This is a genomic window from Tumebacillus lacus, from assembly GCF_026410385.1.
GTDB classification, from domain to species: Bacteria; Bacillota; Bacilli; order Tumebacillales; family Tumebacillaceae; genus Tumebacillus; species Tumebacillus lacus.
The window spans coordinates 47,772-59,683 of sequence record NZ_JAPMLT010000009.1 but is presented as its reverse complement, the minus strand read 5'-3'; the positions used below and the strand labels follow the sequence as shown (position 1 = coordinate 59,683).

The window sequence follows — 11,912 nt, the reverse complement described above, 5'->3', positions numbered from 1 at the left end:
ATGAAGGTGCGCATCACCAACGGGATGCTGATGGGCTTGGTGGTGAATATGGTCTATGCCAAGGCGATTGGGCTAACGCAAGGGATCATGGCCCGCGAGGCGGGCAGTGACATGTGGATGGCGACGATCTTATCGACGCTGCAAGGGATGGCGGTGATGCTGATCACGGTGATCGTCATGCTGCGGTTGCCGGAGAAGAACATGGTGGAGCAGGCGGCACTGTTGCTGGGGAAATGGGGCGGCAAGTTGATCGCCGCCTTGCTCTTTCTCTTTTTCCTCGGTGCGTTTGGCACGGTGATGATCACGTTTGTGTATCATCTGATGGATTATTTTTTGCCTGAGGTGCCGGTGATCGTGTTCATCTTGGTCGGAGGCGCGGTTGCGGTCTACGCGGTGTATCAAGGGCTGGAGGTGATCGCGCGGATGGCGCTGGTCGGTAGTTTTTCGATCATTGCGCTGAACGTGCTGGTGTTGTTCGGGTCGATCTATCAGTTTGATATTCGCGAACTGCTGCCGGTCTTTCAAAACGGCTTTGTGAATACGATCAAGGCGTCTCGCCACAATGACACCGACTGGGCGATGGCCACGTTGATGACGGCGTTGATTTTGCCGCTGGTGAGAGATCGTCTGACGTGGAAAAAGTCTGCGCCGCTGGCGATCGTGTACGGCGGGCTGTTTGTCCTCCAGTGGCCGATCTTGGAAGCGGGGGTGCTCTCGCCGGAGATGACGGGGCAGTACATCGTCGCTTGCATGCAACTCGCCCGCAGCGCGGAGATCGGGCAGTTTATCCACCGCTACGAGATGATCATGATCGCCTTTTTCGCGACGTCGGCGCTGGTGCAGACGATGATGAGCCTGATGTGCGCCTGCATGTCGGTCTCGCATGTGCTCGGTCTGAAAGACTATCGCCCGGTGATCCTGCCGACAACGCTGGTGCTCGGCGGATTTGGCTATTGGGTGGTGCTCGATCACGGCCGCGCGATGCGTCTGTTGTCCGACTACTGGCCGCCGGCCGCGCTCGCGGTGGCGTTCGGGGTGCCGATGCTCGTCTTTGCAGCCGGCTTTTTGAGGAAAAAGAAGCTCGCCGCAGCCCGCAAGGAGGCGGAGGAGGAGAAGCAGGCGCAGATGCGCAAGTCGAGTTGAGCGACGGAAAAAGCGCCTCTTGGAAAGTCACGGCGTCTCCGGTGCTTTTCGAGGGGCGCTTTTTGGCGGCAGGTCTGTTTGGAAGGGCCTGGGATCATTTTTTCAAGGATTGGCGGAGGGTGTCTTCGCTGATTTTCTTTTGGATGAAGGCGAGGATGAGTTGACGCTGATGTTTGGTCGGGGTCATGAGAGATACGCTCCTTTTGCGGCTGCGGGATATGGTAGCAGTCTACTCCGGGAGCGGGGGAAATATACCAAAAGGATCGGTGGAAATGATAGAATAAAAGAAAAAAGGAGTTGGTCTGTATGTCGATCACGATGATGTATCACCCGACCTGAAGCAAGACCAAAAAGACGAGAGAGGTTCTCTCGGGAGCGGAAGTTGTCGAACGGAATCTGGTGGACAGCATGTTGAATGCCGGTGAGATCCTGGAGGTCGCGCAGGCGATGGGTCTGCGGGTGCATGATCTGGTACGATCCAACTCGCCGGTATACAAGGAGCGCAAGGAAGAGCTGCTGGCGATGACGGAGCAGGATCTGGCCGACGTGATGGCCTGCGAGCCGACTCTGATCAAGCGGCCGATCATTCAAACGGAAAAAGGGATCGTCGTCGGGCTTGATGAAGAGAAGATCGCGGAGTTGATCCGATAAGAATAGGAAGGCAATGCTTCCCATACTGTGTGGGGAGTGTTGCCTTTTTTGCAGAGGCTGTCGATATTTCCCGGGGAATTCAGGGAAATGTCGTCAGGTGTCAGGGCAGTCCGTCAAGTGGTATACTAGGCTTTGTTTTTATTTCTAGAGAAGAGATGAGTGGAGACCAGATGGATAAGAAACTGACGCTCTTTGCTCTGACATGGCCGATTTTCGTGGAGATCTCGCTGCGGATGCTGATGGGCAACGCGGATACGCTGATGCTCAGCGGCTATTCGGATCATGCGGTGGCAGCTGTCGGTGTGGCGAATCAATTGATCGGATTTGCGATTGTGATGTTGGGATTTGTCGCGCTCGGAGCCGGGATTGTCGGATCGCAGTATCTGGGCGCGAAAGAGCGGGAAAAGGCGGCCGAAGTGGTCGTCGTGTCGCTGGCAGTCAATTTGATTTTTGGCATCGTCTTGGCGGCGGTGCTGTATTTCTTGGGACCGTTTCTGCTCTCGGCGATGGGGTTGCCGGACGAGTTGATGGAGCCGGGACGGATGTTCCTCGCCATCGTCGGCGGCCTGCTCTTCTTTGAGGCGATCTCGGTGACGGCCGGCACGGTGGTGCGCTCGTACGGATATACGAAGGACGCGATGTATGTCACGATGGGCGTCAACGTCCTGAACGTGGTCGGCAACTGGTTTGTGCTGTTCGGGCCGTTTGATCTGCCGGTGGAAGGCGTCGCCGGGGTGGCCTGTTCGACGGTGATCTCGCGGATCGTCGGGGCGGCGGTGTTGATGTGGATCTTGGTGCGTCGCGTTGACATGCAACTGCCGTGGCATCTGCTGACAGGCTATCCGAAGCAGGTGCTGAAGAACATTTTGCGTATCGGCGTGCCGGCGGCGGGGGAGGTCTTGTCGTACAACGGTTCGCAGATCGCGGTGGTCACGTTTGTGGCGATGCTCGGGGCGGAAGCGATCACGACGAAGATCTATGTGCAAAACATCATGATGTTCATCTACCTGTTCTCGGTCGCGGTCGGTCAGGCGACGCAGATCCTCGTCGGGCATCAGATCGGCGCGGGCGACAAGGAGGCGGCGTATCAGACGTGCATGCGATCACTGAAATTGTCACTGGTCGTGTCGCTTTTGATGGCGTTGCTGTTCTCGCTGTTCCGCGAGCGGTTGCTGTCGATCTTCACCGACAATCCGGAGATCATCGCGCTCGGCGGGACGTTGATCCTGCTGACGATCCTGTTGGAGCCGGGACGCACGTTCAATCTCGTGATCATCTCGTCGCTGAGGGCGGCGGGCGATGCGAAGTTTCCGGTGTATATGGGCATCCTCTCGATGTGGGGCGTGTCGGTGTCGCTCTGCTACATTCTCGGCATTCACTTCGGCCTCGGACTCGCCGGGATGTGGATCGCGTTTGCCTGCGATGAGTGGCTGCGCGGTCTGCTGATGCTGTGGCGCTGGCGTTCCAGACGTTGGGAGAAGATGGGCTTTGTGACGAAGGAGCCGCGTTCGGAAGCGGCACAGGCTTGATTGACAGGAAAAACGACAGATGGGGCAGCGCGGGAGACGGCGTTGCTCCTTTTTGCCGTTTTCGGGTACAGTAGAAGCACATGACGCTCGGGAAAAGTGAGGATGAAGATGATCGAACAGGTGAGGCTGGCGGAGATTTTACGTTCGTTCGGAACGATGGAGGAAGGCGCGATGACGCGGCCGCTGTGTGAAGACGGAGTGTGGTGGATACCGGCGGGGGGGCGAAACCGTTTGCGCGTGCCGGTCGCGGCGATGCCGCCGGAGATGGCGCAACTGCTGGAGTTGTATGTGTACAGCAGCGTCGAGCAAGAGTCGGCGCATATGCGGCAGGAGGTGCTCTCGTGGCTCGGCGGCGAGGGCGAGGTGTCGGCGGAACGGCTGGCTCAGGTGTTGCCTCAGATCGGCTGGCCGGGCGATGCGGCGGTCGTGGTGGCGGTGGAACTGCGGGGCGATGCAGAGGAGGAGTTGCTCGGCGACGCGATGGCGTTGCTCGGCGAACTGTTGGCGCATGAAGAGCAGGAGGAAGGCGAGGGGCAGGCGGGGCTGCTCGTGCGGTCGGGGTCGTCGACGATTCGGCTGTTGCTGCCGCCGGAGCGGATCGAAGAGGAGGCGGACGGCGGGCTGAGGGCGGTGTTGGGGACGCTGGAGGCGGAGCTGTACGCGCCCGCGGTGGCAGGCGTGTCGGCTGTGAAGAGGCTGCGCGATCTGGCGCCGGCCTGCTATGAAGCGGAGTTTGCGCTGGCTGCCGGACGGCTGTACCGCAGCCGGGAGTCGGTGCATCGCTATGACCGGCTGGGCATCGCCCGGCTGCTGTACGGACTGCCGACGGAGATGCGCGATGATTTTCTCGCGGAGGTGCTGCCGGGTCAGGTGCTGGAGTCGCTGTCGGCCGAGCTTCGCGAGACGATCTTTGCGTTTTTGGAGCACGGGCAACAGGTGGCCGATACGGCTCGGTCGCTGTATATCCACCGCAACACGTTGCTCTATCGGCTGGACCGGGTGACGGAACTGACCGGTTATGACATTCGCAAGCCGATTCAGGGCTGGACGCTGTGGGTGGCGTTGACGCTCTGTCGGTCACTCTGAACAAGCGCACCCCGCACCTTTTGTTCAATCTGTCCAATCGTCGAAAGCGGGCAGGAACGATATACTAAGAGCAAATCTACTCGGTAAGGGGATATGACAATGGCACGCGTTCAACTCAAGCATGTCTACAAGCGTTACACCGCTGATGTGGCGACCGTCAAAGACTTCAACCTCGACATCGCAGACCGCGAGTTTCTCGTGTTGGTCGGTCCGTCCGGCTGCGGGAAATCGACCACGCTGCGGATGATCGCGGGTCTGGAGGAGATCACGGAAGGGGAACTGCTGATCGGCGACCGTCTGGTCAACGACGTGCACCCGAAAGACCGCGACATCGCGATGGTGTTCCAAAACTACGCGCTCTACCCGCACATGTCGATCTATGAAAACATGGCGTTCGGCCTGAAACTGCGCAAAGTCAGCAAAGCGGAGATCGACAAGCGCGTCCGCGACGCGGCAAAGATCCTCGACATCGAGCACCTGCTCGACCGCAAACCGAAAGCGCTGTCCGGCGGTCAACGCCAGCGCGTCGCACTCGGCCGCGCCATCGTCCGCGAACCGCAAGTGTTCCTGATGGACGAGCCGCTCTCCAACCTCGACGCGAAACTGCGCGTGCAGATGCGCGCCGAGATCGCCAAGCTGCACCAACGCCTGCAAACGACCGTCATCTACGTCACCCATGACCAGACGGAAGCGATGACGATGGGCGACCGGATCGTCGTCATGAAGGACGGCCTGATCCAGCAGGTCGGCACGCCGCAAGAGATCTACAACCATCCGAACAACGTGTTTGTCGCGTCGTTCATCGGTTCCCCGTCGATGAACTTCCTGCGCGGCAACCTCGTCGAAGAAGGCGGCGCGCTGTTCTTCCGCGCGGAAGGCGCAAACGTCCGTCTCCCGGAAGGCCGTTACGCGGCGCTGCGTGAAGCGGGCGTCGTCGGCAAAGAAGTAATCCTCGGCATCCGTCCGGAAAACGTCCATGACGAGCCGATGGTGCTCGATACATTCCCTGATTCCACCGTCCAAGCGGACGTCGAAGTGGTCGAACTGCTCGGCGCTGAATCGTATGTCTACTTGAACCTGGCGGGTCAGTCGCTCGTGGCGCGAGTGGCAGCTCGTTCGGAGATCAAACCGCTGACCAAAGTTTCCTTGGCACTCGACATCAACAAGATCCACGTGTTCCACGCGGATACGGAACAAGCGATTTTCTAACACTTCACCCGCATACGATACGGCAAAGAGAAACGTCTCCCGCACAGGGAGGCGTTTTCTTTTTCTCAAAAAAATGGACATGCAAGCGGTTGCACAAATTTCGTTTTGGATGTATGATAGTGCCGTATTCAGAAGATCTGGTGTAGTTGGAAAGATTTGATCAAGATGTAAGCGCAACCGATATAAAGGGGGATCACAGAAATGAAGAAAAAAGCACTGGGGCTGTCGATGGCCGCGATTCTCGCCATGACAGCATTGGCGGGCTGTTCCGGCAGCGGCGCACAAGAGGAAAACGCGCAGTCGAAGGACGGCAACGTGACGATCAAGTTCTGGCAGACGATGAACCCCGAAGAGACCAAGACGCTCGAAAAGATCGTCAAAGAGTTCGAAGCGGCCAACAAAAACATCAAGATCGAGATGCAACCGGTTCCCTTCACGGACGCGCAGAACAAATTTAAGACGGCCGCTCAAGGCGGCGACGCGCCGGACGTGATCCGGGCGGAGATCGCCTGGACGCCGGAATTTGCGGCGCTCGGCTTCCTGCTCCCGATCGATGACAAGATCTCGGCGGCCGACAAAGCCGATTACATGAAAGCGCCGATGAATTACAACATCTACGAGGGCAAGACGTACGGCATCCCGCAAGTGACCGATGCGCCGGCCTTGCTCTATAACAAGCGTATGCTCCAAGAGGCGGGCGTCGCAACCGCACCGAAGACGATGGATGAATTTTACGATGCGGCGAAAAAGCTGACCCAGCCGGACAAAGGGCAATACGGCTACTACGTGTCGGCCGACTCTTACTTCCTCCAGCCGTTCCTCTGGGCGTTTGGCGGCGGCACCGTCACCGACTCCAAAGAGATCCAAATCACCAAGCCGGAGTCGGTTCAAGGTCTCGAATTCCTGCTGAAGCTGAAAAACGACAAGCTCTCGCAGGCAAACTTCGACTTCCCGAACCAATACAACAACCAGATGACCGACTTCAAAGAAGGCAAGGTCGGCATGATCATCAACGGTCCGTGGGCGACGGCTGACATCCTCAGCGGCAAAGAGTTCAAGAGCAACCCGGACAACTTTGGCATCGCGCCGATCCCGGCAGGTCCGAAGGGCCAAGGCTCGCCGGTCGGCGGCCACAACCTCGTCATCTACAAAGGCACCAAGCATGCGGATGAGGCGTACAAGTTTATCGAGTTCCTGAACAAAAAAGAAAACCAAGTCTTGCTCGCCAAAGAGAACAAACTGCTCCCGACCCGTCAGTCCGCGTATGACGATGCGGCGCTGAAAGACGACAAGATCCTGCAAGGCTTCAAAGCACAGCTCGACAAAGCGACCAACCGTCCGGTGATCCCGGAAGGCGGCCAACTGTTCACCGCCTTCACCCCGGCTCTGGAAGCGGCGGTCAAAGGGGAAAAGACGCCTGTTGAGGCGCTCAAGTCTGTTGAAACCGCTTGGAAGACTCTGCTGAAAAAATAACGGCCGATATGGAGGAGACGGGAAGGCTCTACGGGCCTTCCCCTCCTTTTATCCGCAAGAGGAGGTCCTGCCATGCTTCGGGCGATCCGACGCAACAAGGCCGCCTACCTGTTCATTTTGCCTGCGTTGTTGCTGATGCTGCTGATCGTGTTCGTTCCGCTGTTGCAGGGGATTTATTATTCCTTCACCAACATGGATCAGTACAACATGGGCAACAAGTTCGTCAAGGCGAGCTATGAATGGATCGGGCTGGCCAATTACAAACGGGTGCTGGCCGGCGAGGGGCTTGCCGAGTTTCTCGGGGTGCTGAAACAGACGATGATCTGGACGTTTACGAACGTGTTCTTCCACTTCATTCTCGGCTTTGGTCTGGCCCTGTTGCTCAACCGTCACATCAAAGGGCGCGGGCTGTACCGCATGCTGCTGTTGATCCCGTGGGCGGTGCCGTCGTTCATCTCGGCGTTTGCGTGGAGATGGATGTTCAACGGTGAGTTTGGCTTTATCAACATGGTGCTTCGCAAGATGGGCTTTGAAGGGGTGGCGTGGCTGTCCGACCCGGTCTGGGCGATGACGGCGGTGATCATCACCAACGTCTGGCTCGGCTTTCCGTTTATGATGGTCACGTTCCTTGGCGGACTGCAGTCGATCCCGCGCGATCTGTACGAAGCCGCCTATGTGGACGGCGCTTCCCGCTTCCAACAGTTCCTGCACATCACGTTGCCGCAGATGAAGTCGACGATCTTTACGGCGACGCTGCTCGGCGTGATCTGGACGTTCAATCTGTTTGCCGTCATCTATTTGATCACAGAGGGCGGGCCGTACAATTCGACGCAGATCCTCGTCACATTTGCCTATGTCAAGGCGTTCAACAACTGGCAGTTGGCCGAGGCGACGACGTACGGGGTGATCATCCTGTCGCTGTTGATCGCGTTCAGCTTCTTCTACAGCCGGGTGCTGAAGATGACCGAGGAAAAATAGGAGGAGGGTACGACTCATGATAAATCGCATCTCCTGGACGGAGCGCGTGTTGGTGCACGCTGTGCTGATCCTGTTTGCTGTGATCGCCGTCTTCCCGTTCCTGTGGTTGTTGTCCACTTCGTTCAAGCCGGCGGCGGAGATCTTCACTTCGGAGATCCATCTGGTACCCGAGACGTTCACTTGGGAAAACTACCAATACTTATTTGCCATGAAGGATAACCTATTTCTCAAATGGATCTGGAACTCGGTGTTCGTCGCGTTGCTGACGACGGTGCTGGCCGTGTTTCTGTCGGCGACGACGGCCTACGCGCTCTCCCGCTTCAATTTTCCCGGCAAGCGCGGCGTGATGTACTCGTTCCTGCTGACCCAGATGTTCCCGGCGGCGATCTTGATCGTGCCGCTGTATAACCTGATCAAAAATCTCGGACTGCTCAATTCGTACACCGGACTGATCCTCGCGTACATGACGACGGCGCTGCCGTTTTGCGTGTGGATGTTGAAGAGCTATTTTGATTCGATTCCGGTCGAGTTGGAAGAAGCGGCGAAGGTCGACGGGCTGAACACGTGGGGTACGTTTTACCGCATCGTGTTGCCGCTGGCGCTTCCCGGGCTTGCGGTGACCGGATTTTTCGCATTCATCACGGCGTGGAATGAGTTTTTGTTCGCCTTGACGTTCATGAGCGAACAGTCGGCCTACACGCTCCCGGTCGGTCTGCGCACGTTTGTCTTCCAGTTCCGCACCGATTGGCACTACATGTCGGCCGGTGCTGTGCTGATCACGATCCCTGTGCTTTTATTCTTTGCTGTCGCTCAGCGTTGGCTGGTTTCCGGTCTGACGGCGGGCGGCTCGAAAGGTTGATATCATGACGGAATACATGGGCAAACCCTATCTGATCGACTCGGTGATCGGCAACGGCCGCATCTTGGCCTGCCTCACCGCAAACGGTGAACTCGTCCGTGCTTTCTGGCCGACGATCGACTACGCGCAGCATGTGCACAAAACGGAAGCGGCTGTGCGGGTTCCCGGTCAAAGCGGGCACATCTACCGCCTCTCCAGCGAGGAGTTCACGCATTCTCACCGCTATCTCGAAGACACGAACATCGTCGAGACGACGTACGAACACGCGCATCTGCCGTTTGCCATCGCCTCGTACGACTTTGTCACGCCGGACGCGGATGTGATCGTGCGCCACTATCGCGTGATCAACCGGAGCGAGGAAGCGGTGGAGGTTGACTTCCTCTACTTCACCGAGTTCCACATGGAAGAAAACGCGCTGTACAACTCGGTGCTCTACGACCGCGACGCGAGCGCCATCGCGCATTTCAAGCGCTCCTACTGGGCGATGGTCGGCGGGCAGGACGCGCCGTTCGGCTTCCAAGTGACCGGCGTGCAGCACCACCTGCATCAGCGCCGGTTCAACGGCGGTGACGTGTCGCTCGGTGCGGACGCGGCGCAAGTCTGGACGGCGACGGTGGCGGCGGGTGCTGAGGCGCACTTCCCGGTCTACCTCGCGTTTGGCGAGTCTCGTCAGGCGGCGAGCGCGGTGCTGGCCGAGGCGCGTGCGGCGGGGGCCGACTCCCTGCGCAAACAGGCGGAGGCAGCTGCAGGGGCATTCCTTGCGCGCGGCAAGCAGATCCAGACGGGCGATGCGCGGCTCGATACGATGTACCGCCGCTCGCTGCTTGTGTTCTCCCTGATGGCGGACGCGGTACACGGCGGGCTGATCGCAGCTCCTGAGTTTGATCCGCACTGGACCCGCTGCGGCGGCTACGGCTACTGCTGGGGTCGCGATGCCGGGTACATCACCACGGCGATCGACAAAGCGGGCTACACCGACATCGGCCGCAAGTTTTACGAGTGGGCGATCAAGGCGCAAGACCCGGACGGCGCGTGGGATCACCGCCATTATATGAACGGGGACCTTGCGCCGTCGTGGGGCTATCAGGCGGACGAACCGGCTTCGATCCTGTGGGGGATGTGGCAACATTTCCTGATCACCAAGGACGAGGCGTTCCTGAAAGTCTGCTGGACCGCGATGGAAAAAGGCGCGGATCACCTGCTGACGACGCTGGACGGGGAGCAGCGGTTCCCGCGCCCGAGCATGGACCTGTGGGAAGAGCGCTATGCCCAACACACGTATTCCTCGGCGGCGGTGGCGGCGGCGTTGCTGGCCGTCGCCGATGCGGCGGAGCACCTTGGCGACGGCAAGGCGGCCGGGTACCGCGCGGCCGGGCAAAAGATCCTCGGCGAAGTGGCCGGGCTGTACAATGAAGAGAAGCAGAGTTGGTATCGCGGCGTGAACCTGCGCGTGTCGGCCGAACAACACGAACGGCTGAAAGCGGAAGGCAAGCAAGTATCGGTCGAGCAGGATGAGCACGGCTATGACCGCTATGTGGCAGCGTATGATCCGATTGTCGACGTGTCGCTGCTCGGCATTTCCTATCCGTTTGAACTGATCGATGCAAACGACGAGAAGGTCGTCGCCACGGCGAAAGCGGTGCGGGAGTCCTGCTGGCAGCCGGGCGTCGGCGGCATCCGCCGCTACGAGGACGACCACTACGTCGGGGGCAATCCGTGGGTGCTCGGCACGCTGTGGCTGGCGTTGGATGCCAACCGCCGCGGTGACAACGAGACGGTGCAGGAGATGCTGGAATGGGTGCTGAAGCATCAATGCGCGACCGGTCTGCTCCCGGAGCAGGTCGACAAGGAAAACGGCGGCCCGGTGTGGGTCGTGCCGCTGACGTGGTCGCACGCGATGTATGTCTTGACGATCTTGGAGCATTTCGGTGCATAATAAGGAAGAAGAGGAAACGTCACATGAGCGATCATGTGGCGTTTTCCATAGCGAGCGTTTTTCATGAGATTGACGAGGCTTGATGAGGAGAAAGGGGAAGCGACAGATGCGCAAGTGGGTAGGCATAGATGTGGGCGGCACGACGATCAAGGGGGCTGCCGTCTGGGAGGACGGCTCCATCGCGTATAAAACGGAGCGCCCGACGCAGGCGGAGCGAGGCACGGCGGTCATGCTCGACACGATGGCGCAGCTCTGCCGCGACGTGGCGGCGGAGGCGGGCTGGCAGTGGGAGGAGATCAGCGGCGTCGGGATCGGCGTGCCTGCATTTATCGACTTTGGCACGGGCCGGGTCGAGCAGGCGGTCAACCTCGGCTGGCGGGACGTGCCGCTCCAGGACGAGATGAAAAAGCGGCTGGGCGACCTGCCGATCGCACTGGAAAATGACGCAAACGCAGCCGCTCTCGGCGAAGCGTGGGCGGGCGGCGGCAAGGGCTTCCCGGACGTGCTGGCGATCACGCTCGGCACCGGCGTCGGCGGCGGGGTGGTGATCGACCGCAAGATCGTCCACGGCTCGAACGGCATGGCCGGGGAGATCGGGCATGTCACCATCGAGTCGAACGGACGCCCGTGCGCGTGCGGACGGCTGGGGTGTCTGGAGACGATCTCTTCGGCGACCGGCATCGTCGCTGCGGCCGAATCCCGGATCGAGGCGGGGCATCACACGACGCTCGGCGAGGTGAGCGTGCTGTCGACAAAGGATGTGTTTGAACACGCGGCCAAAGGCGATGCGTTGGCGCAAGAGGTGCTGGACTATGCGGTCGACCGCCTCGGATTTGCGTTGTCGAACATGTGCATCACGATCAATCCGCACTGCGTCGTCATCGGCGGCGGGGTGTCGAAAGCGGGCGATGCGTTGCTGCAACCGCTCCGAGCTGCGTTTGAACGCTATACGCTCCCCCGCGTCCACCGGGGCACGACGATCCGTTTGGCGGAGCTCGGCAATGATGCGGGCGTGATCGGGGCGGCGTTGCTGCACATCGGGCAGTAG

At 59.4% G+C, this 11,912-nt stretch carries 9 protein-coding genes and 1 pseudogene; all 10 read left to right on the top strand.

Features of this window, described 5'->3' with window-relative positions:
• The 10 genes and pseudogenes from OS242_RS14560 to OS242_RS14515 all read left to right on the top strand — a co-directional run bounded on the left by OS242_RS14560 (position 1) and on the right by OS242_RS14515 (position 11,912).
• Positions 1 to 1,143, top strand: a complete 1,143-nt coding sequence (locus OS242_RS14560) for a GerAB/ArcD/ProY family transporter (protein WP_267152420.1) — start codon at positions 1 to 3, stop codon at positions 1,141 to 1,143.
• Positions 1,144 to 1,497: 354 nt separating this feature from the next.
• Positions 1,498 to 1,794, top strand: a pseudogene (locus OS242_RS14555) (arsenate reductase family protein); the annotation flags it as partial.
• Positions 1,795 to 1,964: 170 nt separating this feature from the next.
• On the top strand, positions 1,965 to 3,323 hold the full coding sequence (locus OS242_RS14550) for an MATE family efflux transporter (RefSeq protein WP_267152418.1): 1,359 nt from the start codon (positions 1,965 to 1,967) through the stop codon (positions 3,321 to 3,323).
• Between the two features lie 102 nt (positions 3,324 to 3,425).
• Positions 3,426 to 4,409, top strand: a complete 984-nt coding sequence (locus tag OS242_RS14545; protein ID WP_267152417.1) for a PucR family transcriptional regulator — start codon at positions 3,426 to 3,428, stop codon at positions 4,407 to 4,409.
• Positions 4,410 to 4,508: 99 nt separating this feature from the next.
• Positions 4,509 to 5,618 (top strand): ABC transporter ATP-binding protein, encoded by a 1,110-nt coding sequence (locus OS242_RS14540; protein WP_267152416.1) that lies wholly within the window; start codon positions 4,509 to 4,511, stop codon positions 5,616 to 5,618.
• A 201-nt stretch (positions 5,619 to 5,819) separates the two neighbouring features.
• Positions 5,820 to 7,091, top strand: a complete 1,272-nt coding sequence (locus OS242_RS14535) for an extracellular solute-binding protein (RefSeq protein WP_267152415.1) — start codon at positions 5,820 to 5,822, stop codon at positions 7,089 to 7,091.
• A 72-nt stretch (positions 7,092 to 7,163) separates the two neighbouring features.
• A complete protein-coding gene (locus OS242_RS14530; protein WP_267152414.1) occupies positions 7,164 to 8,069 on the top strand; it encodes a carbohydrate ABC transporter permease in 906 nt (301 codons plus the stop codon).
• A gap of 16 nt (positions 8,070 to 8,085) precedes the next feature.
• Positions 8,086 to 8,928 (top strand): sugar ABC transporter permease, encoded by an 843-nt coding sequence (locus OS242_RS14525; protein ID WP_267152413.1) that lies wholly within the window; start codon positions 8,086 to 8,088, stop codon positions 8,926 to 8,928.
• Between the two features lie 4 nt (positions 8,929 to 8,932).
• Complete coding sequence (locus OS242_RS14520) at positions 8,933 to 10,864, top strand: glycoside hydrolase family 15 protein (protein WP_267152412.1); 1,932 nt, start codon at positions 8,933 to 8,935, stop codon at positions 10,862 to 10,864.
• A 106-nt stretch (positions 10,865 to 10,970) separates the two neighbouring features.
• The gene (locus OS242_RS14515; protein ID WP_267152411.1) at positions 10,971 to 11,912 is read left to right on the top strand and encodes an ROK family glucokinase; all 942 of its coding nucleotides are present in this window, start codon (positions 10,971 to 10,973) and stop codon (positions 11,910 to 11,912) included.

Bases quoted from the DNA above. Each gene is read 5' to 3' on its own strand.
- OS242_RS14525 (WP_267152413.1), top strand. From the start codon at position 8,086: ATGATAAATCGCATCTCCTGGACGGAGCGCGTGTTGGTGCACGCTGTG.
- OS242_RS14545 (WP_267152417.1), top strand. From the start codon at position 3,426: ATGAAGATGATCGAACAGGTGAGGCTGGCGGAGATTTTACGTTCGTTC.
- OS242_RS14515 (WP_267152411.1), top strand. From the start codon at position 10,971: ATGCGCAAGTGGGTAGGCATAGATGTGGGCGGCACGACGATCAAGGGG.
- OS242_RS14520 (WP_267152412.1), top strand. From the start codon at position 8,933: ATGACGGAATACATGGGCAAACCCTATCTGATCGACTCGGTGATCGGC.
- OS242_RS14540 (WP_267152416.1), top strand. From the start codon at position 4,509: ATGGCACGCGTTCAACTCAAGCATGTCTACAAGCGTTACACCGCTGAT.
- OS242_RS14530 (WP_267152414.1), top strand. From the start codon at position 7,164: ATGCTTCGGGCGATCCGACGCAACAAGGCCGCCTACCTGTTCATTTTG.
- OS242_RS14560 (WP_267152420.1), top strand. From the start codon at position 1: ATGAAGGTGCGCATCACCAACGGGATGCTGATGGGCTTGGTGGTGAAT.
- OS242_RS14550 (WP_267152418.1), top strand. From the start codon at position 1,965: ATGGATAAGAAACTGACGCTCTTTGCTCTGACATGGCCGATTTTCGTG.
- OS242_RS14535 (WP_267152415.1), top strand. From the start codon at position 5,820: ATGAAGAAAAAAGCACTGGGGCTGTCGATGGCCGCGATTCTCGCCATG.